This window comes from Lentzea sp. NPDC003310 (assembly GCF_040610935.1).
Taxonomy (GTDB): domain Bacteria; phylum Actinomycetota; class Actinomycetes; order Mycobacteriales; family Pseudonocardiaceae; genus Lentzea.
Genome location: NZ_JBEXNC010000002.1, coordinates 476837 through 500062 on the forward strand (window position 1 = coordinate 476837; position 23226 = coordinate 500062).

Consider the following 23226-nt stretch of genomic DNA (forward strand, 5'->3'; position numbering starts at 1 on the left):
TTCGCATCATGAAGAAGGCGTTGGCCGGCCTGCTCGGCCTGGCAGGGGTGGCGTGGGCGCTGAAGGACGTGCCGAGGCAGCTGGGCGGTAAGCCAGACCCGGTCCACATGTCGCGCTCACCGCGCTACCGCGACGGCAAGTTCCGCAACGACAAGGAAGTCCGCACGGTCCCGGACCGCGACTCGTTCTCGGTGCGCGACTTCGTCTTCGGCGGCGCCGACCGCACCCCGTCCGTTGCCGTGCCGCTGGTCGGCCCGGCCGCGCCGGTGACCTCCGGCGTGCACGTCACCTGGTACGGCCACGCGTCCGCGTTGATCGAGATCGACGGCGCCGCCGTGCTCGTCGATCCCGTGTGGAGCGACCGCGTCTCGCCCTCCGCGCACGTGGGACCCAAGCGCCTGCACCCGGTTCCGCATCGTTTGTCGGATTTGCCGGACATCAGCGCCGTGGTGATCTCGCACGACCACTACGACCACCTCGACATGGACACCGTGCAGACGCTGACGTCGACCACGTCCGCGGTGTTCGTCGTGCCTTTGGGGCTCGGCGCGCACCTGGCCCGGTGGGACGTGCCGGCCTCGCGCGTCGTCGAACTGGACTGGGACGAGTCGTTCGAGGTGAACGGGTTCACGCTCACCTGCACCGCGGCGCAGCACTTCTCGGGGCGTTCGGTGCAGCGCAACGTGACCCTGTGGGCGTCGTGGGTGATCAAGCGCGGGGACCGTGCGGTGTTCTACAGCGGGGACACCGGGTACTTCCCGGGGTACCGCGTGATCGGCGAGCGGCACGGTCCGTTCGACGCGGTGCTGATGCAGGTCGGGGCGTACAACGAGGCCTGGCGGGATATTCACATGATGCCGGAGGAAGGGGTCCAGGCGTTCGAGGACCTCGGCGGTGGGTTGTTGATCCCCGTGCATTGGGCGACGTTCAACCTGGCGCTGCATCCTTGGGGGGAGCCGATCGATCGCGTTTGGCGTGAGGTGAAGGCTCGGGGGATGAGGCTGGCGGTGCCTCGGCCTGGTGAGCGGGTCGACGTGCAGGCTCCAGGTGAGGTCGACGGGTGGTGGCAGGCTCTCGCCTGATGGATCGCTTGGGGGCGCGTCGGTTTCGTTGTTTCGACCTTTGCGTTGGCGGGTTCCTGTTGCGTGCTTCCCCTGGGGGCTCTGCCCCCAGACCCCCGGCAATCTGATCAGGGGGCCAGCGCTGCCTGTGGGCTGATGGCACGCCTGTTGCGTAGAGCGGCTGCCTGTTGCGTAGAAGGTTGCGTTGGCGGTGGGGTCCCATCACGAGCCGAGCCAAGAGCGGGCCACACCTGAGGGGTGAGGTCAAGTCGACGAAAAGCGTGTCGACTTGACCTCACCCCTCAGGTGCAGCAAGAGCTATGGCGCGACTCGTGATGGGACCCCACCGCCCTGGAGTCTTGGGGAAAGACTGCTCGCCTTCGGCTTCGCTGTGGGGCGGGCTTGCCGCCCTGTCCTACCGCGCTGTCCTGCCGTCTGTCCTAGGTGGTTGCTGCCTGGTCTGCCAGCCTCTTCGCCACCGCCAGCACCTCCGGCAGGATGCGGTTCACCGCGTCCTTGGTGAGTCGGCCCTCCGGGCCCGACACCGACACCGCTGCCAGCGTCGGGCCGCCCACCACCGGGACTGCGATGCACCGCACGCCCAGCTCCTGCTCCGACTCGTCCAGGGCGTAGCCGCGGTCTGCGATCTCGTCCAGCGAGTCCAGGAGCTGGGAGGCGTCGGTGATCGTGTTCGACGTGTAGGCCGGTAGGCCCGTGCGGTCCAGGAGGGCGCGGACGTCGGAGCGCGGGAGTTGCGACAGCATCGCCTTGCCCACGCCTGTGCCGTGGGGGAGCAGGCGGCGGCCCACCTCGGTGAACATGCGCATCGAGTGCTTTGACGGGACCTGTGCCACGTAGACGACCTCGTCGCCGTCCAGGACGGCGAGGTTTGCCGTTTCCTCCACCGAGTCGACCAACTGGGAGAGGAGTGGGCGGGCCCAGGTGCCGTACTGGCGGGAGGCTGTCTCGCCGAGGCGGATCAGGCGCGAGCCGAGGGTGTAGCGGCGGTTGCTGTTCTGGCGGACATAGCCCAGCGTGACAAGGGTGCGGATCAGGCGGTGGATCGTCGGGAGTGGTAGGCCGGAGGTGGCCGCCAGCTCTGATAGCGATGCTTCGCCGCCTGCGTCTGCCAGGCGTTCTAGCAGGTCGAAGGCTCTTTGCAGGGACTGCACGCCACCTGTGGACACGTGCGGCTCCTCCCGTTGCAGTTCCGCAATGCAAAAACTATAGTCCACACAGCAAAACCTAGAGAGGTGGATTCTGGTGCAGGTCCTGACCGAAGAGGCTCTTGAGTTCGTCGCGAAGCTGCACGAGGCGCACGCCGCCCGCAGGGACGAGTTGCTCGCCCTTCGCAAGGAGCGCCGGCCCCTCGGGTTCCTCCCCGAGACGCAGGACGTGCGGGACGGGGAGTGGCAGGTCGCCGAAGCGCCCGAACTGCTGCGCGATCGGCGGGTCGAGATCACCGGGCCCACCGAGCGCAAGATGACGATCAACGCGTTGAACTCCGGGGCCAAGGTGTGGCTCGCGGACCTCGAGGACGCGAACACGCCGCACTGGGACAACGTCGTGCAGGGGCAGGTCAACCTGTACGAGGCGGAACGGCGGACGATCGCGTTCACCTCGCCCGAGGGCAAGGAGTACTCGCTCAAGGGTGGGCCGTACCCGACGATCGTCGTGCGACCGCGGGGGTGGCACCTCGACGAGCGCAACCTCCAGTTCGGAGGCAAGAACGCCGTCGGTGCGCTGGTGGACTTCGGGTTGCACTTCTTCCACAACGCCGAGCTCGGTCGGCCCTACTACTACCTGCCGAAGATGGAGTCGCATCTCGAGGCACGGCTGTGGAACGACGTCTTCACCACGGCGCAGAAGCTCAAGGGAGTCCCGCACGGCACGATTCGCGCCACGGTGCTCATCGAGACGATTCCCGCCGCGTTCCAGATGGAGGAGATCCTCTACGAACTGCGCGACCACGCGTCGGGGCTCAACGCCGGTCGGTGGGACTACCTCTTCAGCGTCATCAAGTACTTCCGCGACGCGGGTGCGGACTACGTGCTGCCGGACCGCAACAGCGTCACGATGACGGCACCGTTCATGCGCGCGTACACCGAGCTTCTGGTGAAGACGTGCCACAAGCGCGGGGCGTTCGCCATGGGTGGCATGGCCGCGTTCATCCCCAACAGGCGTGATCCCGAGGTCACCGAGAACGCGTTGCGCAAGGTTCGCGAGGACAAGACGCGCGAGGCGAACGATGGTTTCGACGGGTCGTGGGTGGCGCATCCTGACCTCGTGCCGATTTGCCGCGAGATCTTCGACGGGGTGCTGGGGGACCGGCCCAACCAGATCGACAAGCAGCGTCCGGAGGTCACCGTCACGGCCGAGCAGCTGCTCGACTTCAAGTCGGCGGGCGGTGCCGCGACGCGGGCCGGGCTCGAGGGCGCGGTCGACGTCGGGGTGCGGTACATCGCGTCCTGGCTGGGTGGCAACGGTGCGGCGGCGATCCACAACCTGATGGAGGACGCGGCCACCGCGGAGATCAGCCGGTCGCAGATCTGGCAGTGGATCAACAACAAGGTCGTGCTCGACGACGGCACCGAGGTCACGCCGGAGGTCGTGCGCGAGATCCTCGCCAGGGTCGGCGCCGAGCTGGACGGCCCGCACGTCGCGGCCGCCGTCGAGCTGTTCGAGCAGGTCGCGCTGTCCGAGGACTTCGTGGACTTCCTGACACTGCCGGCGTACGAGCGCATCTGATGTACGAGACATCGCTGTCTCCCGAGGACGTCGCGCGCGTCACCGCCCGGCTGTCCACTGTGGAACGCAGCTGGCCGGTGGGCCGTCAGCCCGTGCACACGTGCTACGTGCCCGCCGGACGCATCATCGGCTCCACGGTCGCCGACTGGGGCCGCGAGGCACTGGAGTCGATCGAGCCCGAACTGCTGCCGGACCTGCCCGACGGCGTGCTGGAGCGCGTCGAGGCGAAGCTGCGCCGGGAGCCCGTCGAGGACCTGCGGATCGACTTCGAGGACGGCTACGGCGCGCCCGAGGACGACGTCGAGGACATGGACGCCGAGTCCACGGCGATCCTGTTGTCGCGCTGGATCGCCGACGGCACCGCGCCGCCGTCGTTCGGGCTGCGCATCAAGTCCTTCGACACGGCCGAGTTGCGCGAGCGCGGGCTGCGCACGCTCGACATCTTCCTGACGGCACTGGGCGAGGTGCCGCCGGGCTTCGTGATCACCTTCCCCAAGGTGACGTCCGTCGAGCAGGTCGAGGTCTTCGGCGACGTGCTCGACCTCTTCGGCGGGGACCTGAGGTTCGAGATCCAGGTCGAGACCACCCAGTCGATCGTCGACCGGGAAGGCCGCCTCGCGATCCCGCGGTTCATCGCGGCGGGACGGGGTCGCGTCACGGGCCTGCACTTCGGCACCTACGACTACACGGCGGGCTGCGGGCTTTCGGCCGCGCAGCAACACCTCGCCCACGGCGCGTGCGACTTCGCGCGGCACGTGATGCAGGTGTCCGCCGCGGGCACGGGCGTGCGGCTGTCCGACGGCTCGACCAACGTGCTGCCGGTCGGCGACCAGAAGAAGTACGGCTGGGACACGCACTACCGCCTGACGCGGCGGTCCCTGGAACACGGCTTCTACCAGGGCTGGGACCTGCACCCCGCGCAACTCGTCACGCGGTACGCGGCTGTCTACGCGTTCTACCGCGAGGGGTTGCAGGCCGACGCCAAGCGGCTGAAGGCCTACGTGCAGAACGTCTCCGGGGGTGTCCTGGACGAGCCGGCGACCGCCCAGGCGCTGTCGTCGTTCTTCCTCCGTGCGGTGGACTGCGGTGCGCTCGATCCAGTGGAGGTGCAGGCCGCGACAGGGCTGGACGAGTCAGCGCTGAGGGGTCTCGCAACCCGGTCGGGCTGATCGGGGCATCACCCGTTCGTGTGGTTCTGTCAATGGGTGTCGAATAGTCCGGGCAATGGGTGCAGGGTGGCTCGCATGAGCATGCGAGCCGGCCTCTGGACCGGCCTCCCCGACCTCGACTCGGCCGAGCACAAGTACCAGGTCGTGGCGTGTGCGGCGGACGTGGACACGGTGATCCGGCTGCTCGCCCGGCCGGAGTGCAACGACGGGTCGCTCGACCACTTCGGCCGCGAGCTCACCGCCGAGGGCGACCCGGACCACAACGTCGTGCTCGCCGTGCGCGGCGCGTGGGGCTACATGTACTACGTCGACGACACCTTCATGGGCTGGCCGAAAGGGTTTCCGGAAGCGCCGTACGTCAACGAGAAGTACACCGACTTCCCGCCCGGTGTCGGCGTCCCGCTCGACCTGTATCGGCAGCTGCTGATCGAGTTCATGACGACCGGCGAACGGCCGACGGGCGTCGACTGGTACTGCGAGGCGGACCTGTTCCACTCGTGGCGCGACCAGCAGATGTCCTTGCGCACGAGCGAAAACCGCTGACTCTCGGCAGCGCGCTGGTTAGATGGCCTCATGAAGGCCGTGGTGATGGGTGGGGGAATCGCCGGGCTGGTGGCGGCCCACGTGCTGAGCGAGTCCCATGACGTCGTCGTCCTCGAACGCGACGAGCTGACCGACGAACCGGAGTACCGCGCGGGCGTGCCGCAGGGCAGGCACACGCACGGACTGCTGGTGCGCGGCGGCGAACTGCTGGAGGAACTGTTCCCCGGACTGCGCGACGAGCTCGTGCGCGCGGGAGCGGTGCTCGCCGACGCGGGCGACATGCAGATCCTCAACCCGTTGGGCTGGCTCGCCAAGACGCACCTGGGCATGCCGTTGCTGTCGTTGAGCCGCCCGCTGCTGGAGACCAGCATCCGGCGTCGCGTGCGTGCCGAGATCGTGAGCGGTGTGCACGTCACCGGGTTGTCGTTGCGCGACGGCAAGGTCGACGGCGTGCTCACCCGTGACGGACGGGTCGACGCGGACCTGGTCGTGGACGCGTCCGGGCGGTCGTCGAAGCTGCCCGCCTGGCTCGCTGCGGCCGGGATCACGACACCGGAACCCGAGGTCGTCGACTCCGGCACCGGGTACGCGACCCGGATCTACACCGCGCCGCAGGACTTCCCCGTGGTGTACGCGGAAAGCCTGTCCGCGCCGGACCTGCCGCGCGGTGTCGCGGCCATGCGCATCGAGGGCGACCGGCTCATGGTCACCGCCCAGGGCGCGCTCGGCGACCACCCGCCGCGCGAGCTCGACGGCTTCCAGGAGTTCCTGGACTCGTTGCGGGTGCCCATCTCGGAGAAGCTCGCCGACGCCGAACCGCTCACGCCCGTCTACCTGTTCGCGCGCACGGCCAGTCGCCGCAACGCCTTCGAGGACGTGGCGGACTGGCCGGGCGGACTCGTGGCCGTGGGCGACGCCGTGTGCGCGTTCAACCCCGTGTACGGCCAAGGGATCACCGTCGCGACGATGGAAGCGCTGTTGTTCCGGCGGCACAAGGACTTCAGCGCCCAGGGCTGCCGGGCGTTCCAGCGCAAGGTCGCGCGCACGTCGCGGGCGCCGTGGGCGATGTCGAGCAACGCCGACCGCAGCTGGTCCGAGACCAGGAAGGGCGGCGTGCTCGGCTGGTACCTCAAGAAGTGGCAGGCCGGGATCGTGCTCGACCCCGACCTGTTCCGGCGGTTCGTCCGGGTCGTGCACATGGTCGCCTCACCGGCGACGCTGCTCAACCCGGTCGTGTTCAGAAGGCTGGCAAGGTGCTCCAGGCAAGGCCCGCGTCCGGGGCGTCGTCCCGCAGGATCGACCCCTCGATGAGCCCGTACGGGCGGTCCGCGGCGTAGAAGACCTCGTTGTCGTTCTCCAGGCCGAACGCGCTCAGGTCCACCAGGAAGTGGTGCTTGTTCGGCATGGAGAGCCGTACCTCGGCGACCTCCTGGTGCGACTGGAGAACGGCCTCGCCCATCGCGTACAGCGTCTGCTGCAACGAGAGGGAGTGCTTGTCCGCGAACGTCTTCAGCATCACGGACCGGATCTCCGCGTACGACTTCGCCCAGTCGACGTCCGTGCCCACGTACCGCCAGCGGGCCGTCACGGACGTCGCGAGGATGCGGTCGTTCGTCTCCTGCAACGTCGTGTACGGGTCCTTCGGGTAGCCGTGGAACTCCGAGCCGGTCGACTTCAGCACGACCAGGTCGCGCACGCCCGACACGACCCACGCCTGCGCGCCCTCGATCGTCACGGCCGTGGTGCGCTTCTCGTTCGAGCCCTGTGAGAACGCGTGGTCGTGTCCGTCGATGCGCTCCCACGAGTGCTCGTCGACGAGGATCCGCGCGCCCGTGATCGGCTCCTGCGAGCCGACGAAGTGCCGGCCGAGGCGCAGCGCGAAGTCCTCGATCTCCCCGACGGGAGCCTGCTTGGCGAACGCGTAGACGGTGTTCTTCTGCGTGTCGGTCGCGAGCACCTTGGCGTTGTCGCCGGTGAGGTGCGTGTCCGCGAGGTCCCCGCGCAGCGAGGTGCTGACGGTCAGGTCTTTGATCGTGTGCACGGAACCGTTGCGCGACACCGTGACGAGGCGGTTCTCCGCCTTCCCGTACTGGTTGGGGCCCAGGACGATGGCCATGAAATCAGCTCCCGATCAGCTTCTGCAGCCGCAAGGCGGCGATCTTCGCGAGTTCGTCGTTCACGACGCGGAGCTCGACGTCCGGCGGGTTGTCCATGCGACTGGACAGGTTGTCGAGCATCTCCGCACCGCTCAGGCCGGTCGCGCACACCAGGTAGATGTGCCCGAACCGATCCTCGTACGCGGCGTTGGCGGCCGCCAGGCGATCAGCCTGGGAAGCGTCCACACCGGACTGTTCGGACCGCGACCACCTCGCCGACACCCCGCCTGTCTTCTGTCGTTCGCCGATGCGCGGGTGCCCGGCGATCGCGCCGAGCACCTCCTCGTCGGAAAGTCCTTGTGCGGCAACCGAAGAAGCCGCGAGGAGAGCATCCACCGACGCGTAGGGCCTGCCTGCCGCTATCGCGTCGATCCAGCGGGGTACCGCGAGGCACTCGGTGAGCAGGGGGCGGAGTTCGGACTCCGGGGCGCTGTTGAAGCTGTCCACGGCTCTCCAAGTTTCTACATCGCGGAATTGAACTTCCACATTCTTGACCCGAGGCTCGCGGGATGTCTAGTGTCTCCGTAGTACGAAATTCCACTTCCGCAATGTGGAAGGAACGCTACGAGATGTTCGACGCAAACCTGTCCATGCTCTTCACCGAGCTGCCGTTGCTGGAACGCCCGCAAGCCGCGCGCGCCGCCGGGTTCGACGCGGTCGAGATCTGGTGGCCGTTCGCGGACGCCGTACCCGAGACGCGCGAGATCGAGGCGTTCGAGAACGCGATCGTCGACGCGCAGGTGCGCCTGGTCGGCCTGAACTTCTACGCGGGCGACATGCCCGCGGGGGACAGGGGCCTCGCGAGCTGGCCCGGCCGCGAGACGGAGTTCCGCACGAACGTCGAGATCACCGCGGCCATCGCGGCCCGCCTCGGCTGCCGCACGCTCAACGCGCTGCACGGCAACTTCGAGACCACCGCGCAGACCGTCTCCAACTACCGCTTCGCCGCCGACGTCGCGGCGGAGATCGGCGCGCAGGTCGTGATCGAACCGCTGAGCGGCGCGCCGCAGTACCCGATCAAGACCGCCCACCAGGCGTTCGAGCTGATCGACGAGATCGACCGCGGCAACGTGAAGCTGCTCGCGGACCTGTACCACCTCGCCACGAACGGCGACGACCTCGACCTCCTCGCCGACCACGTCGACCGCATCGGTCACGTGCAGATCGCCGACGCTCCCGGACGTGGTGAGCCCGGCACCGGCGAGCTCGACCTCTTCGGGCACCTCGCGAAGCTCCGCGCCAACGGCTACTCCGGCTTCGTCGGCGCCGAGTACAAGCCCGTCACCCACTCCTTCGCTTGGAGGGATCAAGCATGACCCGCATCGGATTCATCGGCCTCGGCATCATGGGCAGCCCGATGGCGGCCCACCTCGTAGCCGCCGGGCACGACGTGACGGGCTTCGACCTCAGTTCGGCCTCGCTCGAGAAGCTGGAAGCCGACGGTGGCAAGGCCGCCGGGTCGGCGCAGGAGGCCGTGAGCGGCGCCGAGGTCGTCATCACGATGCTGCCGAACCACCCGCAGGTCGAGGCCGTGATCGACGAGGTCACCTTCGACGACGGCACGCTGCTGATCGACATGAGCACGATCCGTCCGTCCACCTCGATCGAGATCGCTCGCAGGCTCTCGAACGTGCGGGTGCTCGACGCGCCCGTCTCCGGCGGTCAGACCGGAGCGGTCCAGGCGTCGCTCAGCATCATGGTCGGAGGCGAGGAGCAGGACTTCGCCGCCGCCCGGCCGTTCCTGGAGGTCGTCGGCAAGACGATCGTGCACGTCGGGCCGCACGGCGCGGGCCAGGTCGTGAAGGCCGCGAACCAGCTGATGGTCGGCGGCATCTACGCCCTCGTGGCCGAGTCGATCGTGCTGCTGGAGGCGAGCGGCGTCGACCCGAAGGCGGGCCTCGACGTGCTCGCCGGCGGTCTCGCCGCGAACCGGATCCTGGACCTGAAGCGCGAGTCCATGATCGCGCGCGAGTTCCAGCCGGGCTTCCGGATCGACCTGCACCACAAGGACATGGGCATCGCGCTCGACGCGGCCCGGGCCGCGGACGTCGCGCTGCCGGTCACCAACCAGATCGCCGCCCTGGTCGCGGCGGCACGCGCGCAGGGGTACGGGTCGCTCGACCACTCCGCGCTGCTCAAGGTCATCGAGAACTTCGCGGGAAGGGCCTGATCACATGCCGAAGATCCCAGTCATGCAAGCGGTCGTCGAGGTCCTCAAGTCCGAGGGCATCGACGTCGTGTTCGGCTGCCCCGGCGCCGCGATCCTCCCGCTGTACAAGGCGATGGAGGAAGACGGTGGCATCGAGCACCTGATCGTGCGGCACGAGGAGGGCGCCACGCACATGGCCGACGGCTGGTCGCGCACGACCGGCAACGTCGGCGTCGCGATCGGCACCTCCGGCCCGGCCGGCACGAACATGATCACCGGCCTCTACACCGCGCAGGCCGACTCCGTGCCGATCCTCTGCATCACCGGCCAGGCCGCGGTCTCCAAGCTGCACCAGGAGGCGTTCCAGGCCGTCGACATCGTGTCGATCGCCGCGCCCGTCACGAAGTGGGCGGTGCAGGTCAAGGAAGCCGCGCAGATGCCGTGGATCTTCCGCGAGGCGTTCCGGATCGCCCGCTCCGGTCGTCCTGGCCCCGTCCTGATCGACCTGCCGATCGACGTGCAGAAGCAGGAGATCGAGTGGGACTCGACCATCGACGAGCCGTTGCCGGTGCAGAAGAGCGCGCCGAGTGACGCACGGGTCGAGCGCGCGCTGGAGATGCTGCTGGCCGCCGAACGCCCACTGCTGCTCGCCGGTGGCGGCGTCATCCTCGGCGAGGCGTCCGCCGAGTTGCTGGAGCTGGCCGAGTTCCTGCAGATCCCGGTCCAGGCCACGCTGATGGGCAAGGGCGCGCTCGACGAGGACCACCCGCTCTACGCGGGCATGACCGGCATCCAGACCTCGCAGCGCTACGGCAACGCGTCGTTCCTGGAGTCCGACCTGGTGCTGGCGCTCGGTGCGCGGTTCGGCGACCGGCACACCGGTGACCTCGCCACCTACCGCGGCGACCGCAAGTTCATCCACGTCGACGTCGAGCCGACGCAGATCGGCAAGGTGTTCGGGCCGGACCTCGGCATCGTCGCCGACACCAAGCTCTTCCTGAAGGCCCTGCTGGACAAGGCGAAGCAGCAGGGACCACGTCAGGCCGGGCCGTGGGTCGAGCGGTGCCAGAAGCTCAAGCGCACGCTGCTGCGGCGCGAGGACTTCGACACCGTCCCGGTCAAGGCACCGCGTGTGTTCAAGGAGATCAACGAGTTCTACGGCCCGGACACCTACTTCGTCACGGCCATCGGGCTCTACCAGATCTGGTCCGGCCAGCACCAGAAGGCGCACAGGCCGCGGCACTACCAGGTCTGCGGCCAGGCCGGCCCGCTCGGCTGGGAGATCCCGGCGGCCATCGGGGTCAAGAAGGCCAGGCCGGACGCGGAGGTCGTCGGTGTCGTCGGCGACTACTCGTTCCAGTTCCTCGTGGAGGAGCTCGCGGTCGGCGCCCAGTACGACGTGCCGTTCGTGCTGATCATGCTGAACAACGAGTACCTCGGCCTGATCCGGATGGCCGAGGACCACGGTGGCTACGACATGAAGTACGAGGTCGACATCCACTACGACACCACGGGCTCGGACAACGTGAAGATCATGGAGGCCTACGGGTGCTCCGGCGTCCGGGTCGCCGACCCGGGCGAGATCCGCACGTCGCTGGAGTGGGCGCGCAAGGAGGCCGACCGCACGCGGCGGCCCGTGCTCGTGGAGATCATGATCGAACGCGAGGGCAACACCGCGAACGGCACCTCCATCGCCGCGATGAAGGAATTCGAGCCGCTCCCGTGAGCCACGTCGTCGTCGCGCCGGACAAGTTCAAGGGATCGCTCACCGCCCCGCAGGTCGCCGCCGCCGTCGCGCGCGGCCTGCGGGAGGCGGTCCCGGACGTGGACGTGCGCTGCCTCCCGGTGGCCGACGGCGGCGACGGCACCGTCGACGCCGCCGTCGCCGCCGGGTTCGTGAAGGTGGGGCGCTGGGTCACCGGGCCGGTCGGCAAGCCGGTGCCCGCGTCGTTCGCGGTCCGCGGCACGACCGCCGTCGTCGAGGTGGCCTCGGCGGCCGGGCTCACGCTGCTGGAGCGGCCGGCCCCGCTCGACGCCACCAGCCACGGCGTCGGTGAGCTGCTGAAAGCCGCGCTCGACGTCGGCTGCGCGACGATCGTGCTCGGGCTCGGCGGCAGCGCGTGCACGGACGGCGGCGCGGGCATGCTCGAGGCTCTGGACGGGGCGTCGTTCGACGGCGTCGACCTGGTGCTGGCCTCGGACGTGGACAACCCGCTGCTCGGCCCGTCCGGCGCGGCGGCGGTCTACGGGCCGCAGAAGGGCGCGTCACCCGAACAGGTGGACGTGCTCGAAGACCGGCTCCAGGCCTTCGCGGACCGCGTCGGGCCGGAGTTCGCCACACGGCCGGGCGCCGGAGCCGCCGGCGGGATCGGGTTCGCGGCACTCGCGGTGCTGGGCGCGCGGTTCCGGCCGGGCATCGAGGTCGTGCTCGACCTGGTCGGGTTCGCCGACGCCGTCGCGGACGCGTCGCTGGTGGTCACGGGCGAGGGCTCGCTCGACGCCCAGACGCGGCACGGCAAGGCGCCGTACGGGGTGGTGAAGGCCTCCGGGGACGTGCCGGTGGTCGCCGTGGCGGGGCAGTGCTCGGTCGAACCCGGTGACCTGGGGCTGAAGGCCGCCTACGCGCTGTCGGACGTCGAACCGGACATCACGCGGTGCATGGTCCAGGCCGATTCGCTCCTCACCGTTCTAGGCGGTCGCATCGCCCGCGACTGGGTGTCACAGTGAGGGACATGGACCTCGTCTTCCGCGCCCGCAGGGTCGTGACCCCGCAGGGTGAGATCGCCTGCGACGTCGGTGTCGCCGACGGCCGGATCGTCGCCGTCGAGCCGTTCCTCGACTCGCCGAACGTCGTGCACCTCGCCGACGACGAGGTGCTGCTCCCCGGCCTGGTCGACACGCACGTGCACGTCAACGACCCCGGCCGCAGCGAGTGGGAGGGCTTCGAGACGGCGACCCGCGCAGCGGCGGCCGGCGGCGTCACGACGATCATCGACATGCCGCTCAACAGCATCCCGCCGACGGTCGAGGTCGAGGCGCTGGAGATCAAGCGCAAGGCGGCGGCGACGGTGTCGGTGGACGTCGGGTTCTGGGGCGGGATCGTCCCCGGCAACCTCGACGACCTGAAGCCGTTGCACGAGGCCGGCGTGTTCGGCTTCAAGTGCTTCCTGCTGCATTCGGGCGTGGACGAGTTCCCGGCCGTGACGACGGACGAGCTGGAGGTCGCTCTCAGGCGGTTGGCGACGCTCGACGCGTTGACCATCGTGCACGCCGAGGACGCCCACACGGTTCGTGACTCCGAACCGGACTACCCGGGGTTCCTGGCTTCACGGCCGCGTGAGGCCGAGAACAAAGCCATCAGTGACGTCGTGGAGCTGACACGGAGGACAGGGGCGCGCACGCACATCCTGCACCTCTCGTCGTCGGACGCGCTCTCGATCCTGGAGGCCGCGAAACGCGACCGGCTGCCCATCACGGCCGAGACCTGCCCGCACTACCTCACGTTCACCGCCGAGGAGATCCACGACGGGCAGACGGAGTTCAAGTGCTGCCCGCCGATCCGCGAGGAGGCCAACCGCGAGGCGCTGTGGCAGGGCCTGCGCGACGGCGTGATCGACCTGGTGGTGAGCGACCACTCGCCGAGCACGGTCGAGCTGAAGGAAGGCGACTTCGCGACGGCGTGGGGCGGCATCGCGTCGTTGCAGCTCGGGCTCCCGGCGGTGTGGACGGGCGCGCGGGACCGCGGCTTCCAGCTCACCGACGTCGTCCGCTGGATGGCGACGCACCCGGCGCGTCAGGTCGGGCTGGCGTCCAAGGGCGCCATCGAGGTGGGCAAGGACGCGGACCTGGTGGTGTTCGCACCGGACGAGACCTTCGTGGTGGACAAGGACAAGCTCCACCACCGCAACCCCGTCACGCCGTACCACGGTCGCACGCTGCACGGCGTCGTGCGGCAGACATGGTTGCGCGGCAAGGAGATCGGTCAGACGCAAGGCAAGTTGCTCAGAAGAGGAGAAGCATGACGGAGTGGACCCGGCTGCCCGATCTCGCCTCGCGCGCGGTCGGAGGTGGTGTGGTGTGGTGCAACGACGAGCTGTTCGCCGAGCGGGAGAACCTGATCAAGCCCGCCGAGCCGGTCTACCAGACCTACACCTTCGGCCACAAAGGCCAGGTCTACGACGGCTGGGAGACCCGGCGGCGCCGCGAGGCGGGCGTCGACCAGGCCGTGGTCAGGCTCGGCATGCCCGGCGTGGTGCGCGGGGTCGTCGTCGACACGGCGTTCTTCAAGGGCAACTACCCGCCGTTCTGCTGGGTCGAGGGCGCGCAGGTCGACGGCTACCCGTCCGCCGACGAGATCACCGACTGGTTCCCGCTGGTCGAACGCACGGCCCTGAAGGGCGACGAGAAGCACTTCTTCGACGTCACGGACGGACGCCGTGTCACGCACGTACGGCTGACCATCGACCCCGACGGCGGTGTGGCGCGGTTGCGCGTGCACGGCGAACCGCTCGCGGACCCGCGTCTGCTCGTGGCCGGCGTCGACCTCGCCGCCCTGGAGAACGGCGCCGTCGTCACCGGCTGCAGCAACATGTTCTACAGCTCGCCCAACAACCTCATCGCGCCTGGTCAGGCCACGGTGATGGGGGAGGGCTGGGAGACCGCCCGGCGCCGCGACGACGGCAACGACTGGGTGTCGCTCCGCCTCGCCGCACCGGGCGTCGTGCGGCTCGTCGAGCTCGACACCAGCCACTTCAAGGGCAACGCGCCGGGCTGGGCGTCCGTGCGCGGCTGTGACGAGCGGGTGGACCCGGACGCGTGGTTCGACCTGCTCCCGCGCACCCGGCTGCAGCCCGACACGCGGCACCGGTTCGTCGTAAGCGCGACCGAGGCGACGGCCGTGCGCCTCGACATCTACCCGGACGGCGGCATGGCGCGCCTGCGGGTGCTGGGCACGCTCACCGACGACGGCGTGTCACAGCTTGAGAAGGTCTGGACCACTACGACGCGCTGATGGCAGCGTTTTCTCCCTCGAGATCCGTTGCACAGGGAGGAAATCCATGCGGCTACGCGTTTTCGGCGCCGTGCTGGTGAGCTCGGCGTTGCTGGTGGGGACGGGACAGGCCGTCGCGGCTCCGGAACGGGGAGCCGGCTCGATCGTCTGGCAGCCTTGTGCCGAGGCTCCGGCGATCGAGTGCGGCTTCCTGGAGTTACCGGTCGACCACGCGAGACCGAAGGGCGAGAAGTTCCAGCTCGCCGTGTCCCGGCGCAAGGCGAGCGACCCGTCGAGACGCATCGGGGCGATGATCATCAACCCCGGTGGTCCGGGTGGGTCGGGCGTCGAGTTCTCCTTCGTCGCCGAGGGCATCTTCAGCAAGGAGATCACCGACCGGTTCGACGTCATCGGGTTCGACCCGCGCGGTGTCGCCCGCAGCGCGCCGATCAGGTGCTCGGCGGACGTGCTGGCGCGGCAGCCGTCGCTGTACCCGAAGAGCAGGGCCGAGTTCGACGCGGTGGTCGCGTACAACAGGGAACTGCGCGCGGACTGCCGGAAGAACACCGGTCCGCTCTTCGACCACGTCTCGACGACGGACGTCGCGCACGACATCGACGCCATCCGGCGTGCGCTGGGCGAGCAGAAGATCAACTTTTTCGGCGTCTCGTACGGCACGTTCATGGGCCAGCAGTACGCGGAGCTGTACGGCAGGAACATCCGCGCGATGGTCCAGGACTCCACCGTGGACCACAGCCTCGGTACGTGGAAGTTCATCGAGACGCTGTCGCGCGGCGTGGCCGGCGTCTTCGACGAGTGGGTGAAGTGGAGCGACCGCACGCCGTCGTCGCCGTTCCACGGCAGGGACCTGCGGGCGATCTGGAAGGGCTTGCTCTCGAAGGCCGACCGCGGCGAGCTGAAGGACGCGCAGGGCAACGTCGTCACGGCCGAAGCCCTCGGCGCGACCGTGCAGGGCATGGGCTACCTGCCGGAGTGGCAGTGGTTCGCCGACCACGTCGCCGCTTTGGAGCAGGGCAACCCGGTGGGCGCGTTCGCCAAGACCGAGCTGGTCGAGTTCCCGGCCGTGGCGGTCTTCTGCGACGACTGGAACCTGCGCGTCCGTTCGTGGGGCGAGTACCAGGCCGTGCACGCGATGGACGTCCGCACCTCGCCGGAGACCAGGGGAAACGCGCTCGGCCACACGTTCCTCGTGGCGTGCGCGGGACTGCCGAAGGCCTCGAACCCGCAGCGGCCGTTGAAGATCAGGAACGCGCCGAAGATCCTCATGACCAACTCGAAGTACGACCCCGCGACGGTCTACGAGTGGGCGGTCAACGCCCACCGCCAGTCCCGGGACACCACGGTCTTCGTGACCTACGAGGGCTGGGGCCACGTCGTCTACGAACGCAGCGCGTGCACCAGGAAGATCAACGACGACTACCTGCTGTCACTGAAGCTGCCACGCGACGGCACCCGGTGCGCCGCGGTGGAGCCAATCGTGTCGGCCAAAACGACTAACAGGCCGTGGTTGTCCGACCACGGTCTGATTCGCATCCCTACCTAGGTCGGTTGTCTGCGTCACACGATCGGTGGAAGCGTTCCTCCCGGAAGTTCGGGGATCCAGGGAGGAATTCCATGCAACCGATGGTGCGCGTCTTCGGCGCCGCGATCGCTAGTTCCGCATTGGTGTTGGGTGCGAGTCAGGTCGCGATCGCGGCTCCGGAAGGGCAGCCGGAGTACCGGGTCGGCGCGATCGACTGGAAGCCGTGCGAGGAGAAGCCGACGGTCGACTGCGGCTTCCTCGAGCTGCCCGTCGACTACTCCAAGCCGAACGGGGAGAAGTTCAAGCTGGCCGTGTCGCGCCTCAAGGCGGCGAACCCGTCCCAGCGCATCGGCGCGATGGTGATCAACCCGGGCGGGCCGGGCGGGTCGGGCGTGAACTTCTCGTTCGGCGCCGACGGGTACTTCAGCAAGGAGATCATCGACAAGTTCGACGTCATCGGGTTCGACCCGCGCGGCGTCGCCCGCAGCGCGCCGATCAAGTGCTCGGCGGAGATGCTGCAGAAGCAGCCGTCGGTGTACCCGAAGACCAAGGCCGAGTTCGACGCGCTGGTCACGTACAACAAGGCCCTGCGCGAGGACTGCGCGAAGCAGTCCGGTTCGATCTTCAACTTCGCCTCGACCGCCGAGGTGGCGCAGGACATCGACTCCATCCGTCGTGCCCTGGGTGAGAAGAAGATCAACTACTACGGCATCTCGTACGGCACGATCATGGGCCAGCACTACGCGGAGAAGTTCGGCCGCAACATCCGCGCCATGATCATCGACTCGAACATGGACCACAGCCTCGGCACCAAGGCGTTCCTCGACTCCGAGGCGCGCACGGCCGAGGACTCGTTCAACGAGTGGATCAAGTGGAACGACCGCGACGCGACGTCGCCGTTCCACGGCCAGGACCTCCGCAAGATCTGGAAGGACCTGCTCGCCAAGGCGGAGCGCGGCGAGGTGCCCGCACCGTGGGACCCGAACGTCAAGATGACGCCGGAGGACCTCGGCGGCGGTGTGGTCAGCATGGCCTACGGCCCGGCCTGGAAGGGCTTCGCCGACCAGATCAAGCAGATCATCGACGGCACGCAGGCGCCGAAGTCGGCCTTCTCGGCCTTCGCGGCCGAGGAGACGTTCCCGAACCCGTTCCCCGGCATCTTCTGCAACGACTACAACCTCCGCGTGAGCTCGTGGGGCGAGTACCAGGCGTTGACGAAGTCGGAGTACCGGATCGCGCCGAACACCCGCGGTTCGTCGCTCGGCCACGGCGCCATGATGGGCTGCGTCGGGTTCCCGAAGGCCACGAACCCGCAGCGCACGCTGAAGATCAAGGGTGCGCCGAAGATCCTGCTCACCAACGCCAAGCACGACCCGGCGACGGCCTACGAGTGGGCGGTCAACGCACACCGCCAGTCCCGTGACACCACCGTCTTCGTGACCTACGAGGGCTGGGGCCACGGCGTGTACGACCGCAGCGAGTGCACGTTGAAGATCAACAACGAGTACCTGGTCTCGCTGAAGCTGCCGCGCAACGGCACCTCGTGCGCCGCGGTCGAGCCTTCGGCCGAGCCGTCGGTCATGTCGGTCAAGCCGCGGATCCCGGCGGGTCCGTTCTCCGTCGCGTAACCGCAGTTCGGTGACCACACCCCCGGTGAACAGCCGGGGGTGTGGTGCTGTCCCGGCCACCTCGCGCGGACGACGTCCGGGTCAGGGAGCGGAGGACTGCGGCGATCACAGCGATGCGCATTCGTCCGATCAGCACGCCTCGCCGGCGCGGAACGCGTGATCGCACCAGACGACGTGCCCTGCCACGGAGTTCGGCGCGGGGGCGGTGACCAGCGGCCGGGACCCGGAGTCCCGCGCGAGCACCTTCGTCACCGCCACACCGTCGAGCGTCAGGTCCACCTCGACCTGCCACGTCGCGGTCCGCGTCCCGGCCTGCTCGACCGCGATCTCCTGCCGGAACCCGTCCGCCCCCACCTCCCGCGCGGCCACCCCGGCGTCCACGACCTCGCCCTCACGACCCTCCGCCCGCACCACCGGCGGCCGTCGGTCGTTCACGCAGTGCGCCAGGTGGTGAGGCGCGGGCGGGGCGTCTGCCGTGCTCACGACCCGGACGCGCACCCCGGTGAGAACGACCTTCTGACCGGATTGCGGGACCACCTCGAGCGTCACCGTGCTGCGCCCTGCGTCGAGCACGGTGGGAAGCGCATAACGGCGATATGCCTCCGCACAGTCGGCAGGGCTGCCTTCGTCCCGTGCGGGCCAGGACATCACCACGGTCCACTCGTACTCCGCGCGCGACACGGCCAGTTTGTACGGCGACGGTTCCGGCGGCGTCGTGACGGGTGCCTCCACGGCCTGTCCGCCCGAGCGGTGCGGCGTGATCTTGTACGCGATCACGGTGAGTCCTGCGAGCAACAAACAGGGGATGGCCACCACCACGATCGCGAAGGCCCGCATGCGCCCACGGTAACCAGCCCGCTCCCGTGAGGTGGCCGAATCGAGGTGTTGAACGGCGCGAAACGCGGACGTAACACGTCCAGGTCGACAGTTCACCTCCGCGAAACGTTCTGCGTAAGCGCGTGAAACAGGACATCTCGATGCTCCCTGCAACCGACGTGCAGTGGAGGTCGAAGTGGATACAGGGGACACCGCCTGGGTGCTCACCAGCGCCGCCTTGGTGCTGCTGATGACGCCGGGCCTTGCCTTCTTCTACGGAGGCATGGTCCGTTCGAAGAGCGTGCTCAACATGATGATGATGAGCCTGGGCGCGATGGCCGTGGTCGGTGTCCTGTGGGTGCTGTTCGGGTACTCGACGGCATTCGGCGCGGACGTCGGCGGAGGCCTGCTGGGCAAGCCGTTCGAGTTCTTCGGCCTTGAAGGCCTGCTCGGTGCCGACTCGTTGTTCGGCAAGATCCCCACCACGGCGTTCGTGGCGTTCCAGGCGATGTTCGCGATCATCACGGTCGCGCTGATCTCCGGCGCCATCGCGGACCGCGCGCGCTTCGGCCCGTGGCTGCTGTTCGCCGGCCTGTGGGCGACGATCGTCTACTTCCCGGTCGCGCACTGGGTCTTCGACTTCGCCGACAAGGACAAGGACGGCAACGTCATCGACCCCGGCGGCTGGATCGCCAACAAGCTCCTCGCGATCGACTTCGCCGGTGGCACGGCCGTGCACATCAACGCCGGTGCCGCAGGCCTGGCCCTCGCGATCGTGCTCGGCAAGCGCGTCGGCTGGCCCAAGGAGCCCATGAAGCCGCACAGCCTGCCGCTGGTCGTGCTCGGCGCCGGTCTGCTGTGGTTCGGCTGGTTCGGCTTCAACGCCGGTTCCGCCCTGGGCGCCAACGGCACCGCGGGCGTCACGTTCGTCAACACCATCGTCGCCACCTGCGCCGCGATGCTCGGCTGGCTGCTGACCGAGCGCATCCGCGACGGCAAGGCCACCACCCTCGGTGCCGCGTCGGGCATCATCGCCGGTCTGGTCGCCATCACGCCCGCGTGCTCCTCCGTGACCCCGATCGGCGCGATCGCGATCGGTGCCATCACCGGTGTCCTCTGCGCCCTCGCGGTGTCGCTCAAGTACCGCTTCGGCTTCGACGACTCGCTCGACGTCGTCGGCGTGCACCTCGTCGGTGGTCTGTCCGGCACGATCCTGATCGGCTTCTTCGCCAGCGAGGCCGCCCCGGCCAAGATCAACGGCCTGTTCTACGGCGGTGGCTTCGACCAGCTGTGGCGCCAGGCGGTCGGTGCGTTCGCCGTCCTCGGCTACTCGTTCGTCCTGAGCCTCGCCCTCGGCTACCTGGTGAAGTTCACGGTCGGCTTCCGGGCCACGGAAGAGGCCGAGGTGGCGAGCATCGACGAGGCCGAGCACGCTGAGCGCGCCTACGAGTACGGCAGCCTCACCAGTGCGCGTGGCACCGGCAAGCCGAGCGTGGCCGCGGGCGCCACCGCGGTCCTCGAGGGGAGCAACAAGAAATGAAGCTGGTCACCGCGATCATCAAGCCGTTCACGCTCGACGACGTGAAGAGCGCCCTCGAACAGCTCGGGGTGCTGGGCATGACCGTCAGCGAGGTGCAGGGCTACGGCCGCCAGAAGGGCCACACCGAGGTCTACCGCGGTGCCGAGTACTCGGTGGACTTCGTGCCCAAGATCAAGATCGAGGTCGTCATCGACGACACCGCCGTCGAGAAGGTGCTGGAAGCGGTGGTCGAGGCCGCCCGCACCGGCAAGATCGGCGACGGCAAGGTCTGGGTCACTTCGGTCGACACGGTCGTGCGCGTGCGCACGGGCGAACGTGGATCGGATGCGCTGTAAATAACTAGGAGACGGCCCGTGGAGAACAACGAAACGGCCGTCGTCACGGCTGACGACCTGGTGCGAGCACGCGAACGCCTGCTCGTGCCAGGTCGTCGTCGCTTGACCGCCGAACCTCTGCGCGAAGCACTCGTGGACCTGCACGAGTTCTGGTTGACCAAACATGCGGGGGGAGCGGGGATATCCGGATCGGGTATCGCGCTCGTGGCGGTCGGCGGGCTGGGGCGGCGCGAGCTCGTGCCCTACTCAGACCTGGACCTGGTGCTGGTGCACAACGGCGTCAAGCACGTCGACGAGATCGCCGAGAAGCTCTGGTACCCGTTGTGGAACTCCGGTATCGGGCTGGACCACTCGGTGCGCACCGTGGGGGAGGCGCTCCGGGTCGCCGCCGGTGACCTGCGCACGGCGTTGGGACTGCTGGACATCCGGCACATCGCGGGCGACCCCGAGGTCACCCAGAAGCTCGCCGAGGGGGCGAAGCAGGCCTGGCGCGGCAACGTCCGCAACCGCCTGGACGAGATCGCCGAGTCCGCGCAGAAGCGCTGGGCCCGCAGCGGCGAGATCGCGCACCGCGTCGAACCCGACCTCAAGCACGGCCGCGGCGGGTTGCGCGACATCACCATGCTGGACGCGTTGTCGGTCGCGCAGGTCGTGGACCGACCTTCCGCCGATGTCGACGAAGCACGCCGGTTGTTGTTGGACGTGCGCACGGAACTTCGCCGTGTGGCGCGGAAACCGCGTGATGTGCTGCGTGCGCAGGACGGTGACGAGGTGGCCTCCGCGCTCGGACTGGCCGACCGCTTCGCTCTCGCCCGTTCGCTCTCCTCTGCCGCACGCACTGTCGTCTACGCGTTCGACGTTGCGATGCGCACGGCCCGTGCGGCTGCACCGAAGCGTGGCCTCGGAGCGTTCCTGCGTGGCCAACCGCCGCGCAGGCCGTTGGACGAAGGCGTTGTGCTGCACGGGTCTGAGGTTTCCCTCGCCCGTGACGCGATTCCCAGCCGTGATCCGGCGTTGTTGTTGCGTGTCGCGACGGCGGCTGCACGCAGCAAGCACCCCATCGCGGCGGGAACGTTGAGCAGGCTCGCCGACTCCGCACCGGAACTGCGTCAGCCGTGGCCGCGCGAGGCCCGCGAGGAGCTGCTGGCGTTGCTGGGCAGCGGAAGCGGGCTCGTGGACGTCGTGGAGGCGTTGGACCGCACGGGGTTGTGGGGCCGGCTGTTCCCCGAGTGGGGTGCGGTGCGGGACCTGCCGCCGCGCGACGCCGCGCACATGTGGACCGTGGACCGCCATCTGGTGCAGACGGTCGCGCACGCGGCGAGGCTCGCGACCACGGTTGCGCGGCCCGACCTGCTGCTGCTCGGCGCGTTGATCCACGACATCGGCAAGGGCCGCCAGCAGGACCACTCGGAGGTCGGGGCCGCGCTCGCGACCCAGATCGGCGAGCGGATCGGGCTGTGGCCGCAGGACGTCGAGACGCTGTCGATGATGGTCCGCCACCACCTGCTGCTGCCGCACACCGCGACCAGGCGCGACGTCGAGGACGAGGCGACCGTGCACCGCGTGGTGGAGACGCTCGGCGGTGACGGGGTCCTGCTCGAGCTGCTGCACGCGCTCGCGGAGTCGGACTCCCACGCCACCGGGCCCGGCGTGTGGACGGACTGGAAGGCCGCGTTGATGACCGACCTGGTCGCCCGCTGCCGCACGGCGATGGCGGGGGAGGCGCTGCCCAAGCCGGAACCGCTCGACCCCGTGCACGTGCAGATGGCCGAACGCGTCGCGGCGTCCGGGAAGCCGGACGTGCTTCTGGAGAAGCAGGACCACGCGGCGGTGGTCACCGTGATCGCGCCGGACCGTCCAGGTCTGCTGTCCAAGGCCGCCGGTGTGCTCGCGCTCAACTCTCTTGAGGTGCACGCGGCCACGTTGCACTCGCACGGCGGTGCGACCGTGGACACGTTCACGGTGTCGCCGCGGTTCGGGTCGCTGCCGGACGCCTCTCTGCTGCGAGAGCAGCTCTCGCGAGCGATAGAGGGCTCGTTGCCGTTGGCCGACAAGCTCGCCGCCAAGGAACGCGACTACGGCGGTCCGCCGCTCGACCCGCCACCCGCGCGCGTGCTGTGGTTCGACGACGAGGCGACCGGGGCGGTGGTGCTCGAACTGCGCGCCGCCGACCGGATCGGGCTGCTGCACCGCATCGCGGGCGCGTTGGAGCAGTGCGGTGCCGACGTGCAGTGGGCGCGCGTGTCCACGTTGGGCGCGACGGTCGTCGACTCGTTCAGCATCGCGGGCGCCGACCTCGACCGGCGCCGGATCGAACGGGCGGTGCTCGACGCGGCCAGGTAGAGGTTGAGTAGCTCTACGCACAACCTCTCCGGGTGCTCACGCTCCTGCGCCGTTCCGGGAACCGGCAGTCTTCGTGGTGTCCGGAAAGCGTCCTCGAGGGGTGGATCGCTTCCCGGACGGGCAGAGGCGGTGGTGCGACGTGACGGCGCCGGGGGAGGTACCGGGCACCCGCACCACCGCCGATTCCCTTGTCTGACAACGAGAC

At 68.9% G+C, this 23226-nt stretch carries 20 protein-coding genes; 16 read left to right on the forward strand and 4 right to left on the reverse strand.

The features are described from left to right. The first annotated feature begins 8 nt into the window (after positions 1–8). Entirely contained in the window at positions 9–1082 is a 1074-nt protein-coding gene (locus ABZX02_RS04820; RefSeq protein ID WP_355294840.1) for an MBL fold metallo-hydrolase, read from the forward strand. A gap of 419 nt (positions 1083–1501) precedes the next feature. Here ABZX02_RS04820 and ABZX02_RS04825 read toward each other — a convergent pair whose 3' ends face one another. After that, a complete protein-coding gene (locus tag ABZX02_RS04825) occupies positions 1502–2248 on the reverse strand; it encodes an IclR family transcriptional regulator (RefSeq protein ID WP_355294842.1) in 747 nt (248 codons plus the stop codon). A gap of 76 nt (positions 2249–2324) precedes the next feature. On the opposite strand from ABZX02_RS04825, the gene aceB reads away from it, so the two are divergent. The 4 genes from aceB to ABZX02_RS04845 all read left to right on the forward strand — a co-directional run bounded on the left by aceB (position 2325) and on the right by ABZX02_RS04845 (position 6832). Continuing rightward, positions 2325–3809, forward strand: a complete 1485-nt coding sequence (gene aceB, locus ABZX02_RS04830; RefSeq protein ID WP_355294844.1) for a malate synthase A — start codon at positions 2325–2327, stop codon at positions 3807–3809. Continuing rightward, positions 3809–4978 carry an aldolase gene (locus ABZX02_RS04835; protein WP_355294846.1) on the forward strand — a complete coding sequence of 390 codons (1170 nt, stop codon included), beginning with the start codon at positions 3809–3811 and terminating at the stop codon, positions 4976–4978. The genes aceB and ABZX02_RS04835 overlap by 1 nt, the downstream gene beginning before the upstream one ends. A gap of 75 nt (positions 4979–5053) precedes the next feature. Next, positions 5054–5521 (forward strand): Imm1 family immunity protein, encoded by a 468-nt coding sequence (locus ABZX02_RS04840; protein WP_355294848.1) that lies wholly within the window; start codon positions 5054–5056, stop codon positions 5519–5521. A 30-nt stretch (positions 5522–5551) separates the two neighbouring features. After that, positions 5552–6832, forward strand: a complete 1281-nt coding sequence (locus ABZX02_RS04845; protein ID WP_355294849.1) for a hypothetical protein — start codon at positions 5552–5554, stop codon at positions 6830–6832. On the opposite strand, the gene pucL is transcribed toward ABZX02_RS04845, so the two are convergent. Together pucL and uraD are read right to left on the reverse strand one after the other, a co-directional pair. Beyond that, positions 6759–7637, reverse strand: a complete 879-nt coding sequence (gene pucL, locus ABZX02_RS04850) for a factor-independent urate hydroxylase (protein WP_355294851.1) — start codon at positions 7635–7637, stop codon at positions 6759–6761. The two genes, ABZX02_RS04845 and pucL, sit on opposite strands and share 74 nt — an antisense overlap. Before the next feature lie 4 nt (positions 7638–7641). Next, the gene (gene uraD, locus ABZX02_RS04855; RefSeq protein ID WP_355294853.1) at positions 7642–8124 is read right to left on the reverse strand and encodes a 2-oxo-4-hydroxy-4-carboxy-5-ureidoimidazoline decarboxylase; all 483 of its coding nucleotides are present in this window, start codon (positions 8122–8124) and stop codon (positions 7642–7644) included. A 101-nt stretch (positions 8125–8225) separates the two neighbouring features. Between uraD and ABZX02_RS04860 the strand changes: the two genes are divergently transcribed. The 8 genes from ABZX02_RS04860 (at position 8226) to ABZX02_RS04895 (ending at position 17987) form a co-directional block, all read left to right on the forward strand. Beyond that, the gene (locus tag ABZX02_RS04860) at positions 8226–8993 is read left to right on the forward strand and encodes a TIM barrel protein (protein ID WP_355294855.1); all 768 of its coding nucleotides are present in this window, start codon (positions 8226–8228) and stop codon (positions 8991–8993) included. Beyond that, entirely contained in the window at positions 8990–9847 is an 858-nt protein-coding gene (locus tag ABZX02_RS04865; protein ID WP_355294857.1) for an NAD(P)-binding domain-containing protein, read from the forward strand. Before ABZX02_RS04860 ends, ABZX02_RS04865 begins: the two co-directional genes overlap by 4 nt. 4 nt (positions 9848–9851) lie before the next feature. After that, complete coding sequence (gene gcl, locus ABZX02_RS04870) at positions 9852–11552, forward strand: glyoxylate carboligase (RefSeq protein ID WP_355294859.1); 1701 nt, start codon at positions 9852–9854, stop codon at positions 11550–11552. Beyond that, complete coding sequence (locus tag ABZX02_RS04875; protein WP_355294861.1) at positions 11549–12553, forward strand: glycerate kinase; 1005 nt, start codon at positions 11549–11551, stop codon at positions 12551–12553. Before gcl ends, ABZX02_RS04875 begins: the two co-directional genes overlap by 4 nt. A 5-nt stretch (positions 12554–12558) precedes the next feature. After that, positions 12559–13848 (forward strand): allantoinase AllB, encoded by a 1290-nt coding sequence (gene allB, locus ABZX02_RS04880; protein ID WP_355294863.1) that lies wholly within the window; start codon positions 12559–12561, stop codon positions 13846–13848. Continuing rightward, entirely contained in the window at positions 13845–14837 is a 993-nt protein-coding gene (gene alc, locus ABZX02_RS04885) for an allantoicase (RefSeq protein ID WP_355294865.1), read from the forward strand. The genes allB and alc overlap by 4 nt, the downstream gene beginning before the upstream one ends. Positions 14838–14883: 46 nt before the next feature. Beyond that, the gene (locus ABZX02_RS04890) at positions 14884–16380 is read left to right on the forward strand and encodes an alpha/beta hydrolase (RefSeq protein WP_355294867.1); all 1497 of its coding nucleotides are present in this window, start codon (positions 14884–14886) and stop codon (positions 16378–16380) included. A 71-nt stretch (positions 16381–16451) separates the two neighbouring features. Then, entirely contained in the window at positions 16452–17987 is a 1536-nt protein-coding gene (locus ABZX02_RS04895) for an alpha/beta hydrolase (RefSeq protein WP_355294869.1), read from the forward strand. A gap of 129 nt (positions 17988–18116) precedes the next feature. Here ABZX02_RS04895 and ABZX02_RS04900 read toward each other — a convergent pair whose 3' ends face one another. Continuing rightward, on the reverse strand, positions 18117–18824 hold the full coding sequence (locus ABZX02_RS04900; protein WP_355294871.1) for a hypothetical protein: 708 nt from the start codon (positions 18822–18824) through the stop codon (positions 18117–18119). A 175-nt stretch (positions 18825–18999) separates the two neighbouring features. Between ABZX02_RS04900 and ABZX02_RS04905 the strand changes: the two genes are divergently transcribed. From ABZX02_RS04905 to ABZX02_RS04915, 3 genes are read left to right on the forward strand one after another with little or no spacing between them, the layout of a single operon-like run. Continuing rightward, a complete protein-coding gene (locus tag ABZX02_RS04905) occupies positions 19000–20343 on the forward strand; it encodes an ammonium transporter (RefSeq protein WP_355294873.1) in 1344 nt (447 codons plus the stop codon). Continuing rightward, positions 20340–20678 (forward strand): P-II family nitrogen regulator, encoded by a 339-nt coding sequence (locus ABZX02_RS04910; RefSeq protein ID WP_253323279.1) that lies wholly within the window; start codon positions 20340–20342, stop codon positions 20676–20678. Before ABZX02_RS04905 ends, ABZX02_RS04910 begins: the two co-directional genes overlap by 4 nt. Before the next feature lie 18 nt (positions 20679–20696). After that, the gene (locus tag ABZX02_RS04915; protein WP_355294876.1) at positions 20697–23021 is read left to right on the forward strand and encodes a [protein-PII] uridylyltransferase; all 2325 of its coding nucleotides are present in this window, start codon (positions 20697–20699) and stop codon (positions 23019–23021) included. Positions 23022–23226: the final 205 nt, after the last annotated feature.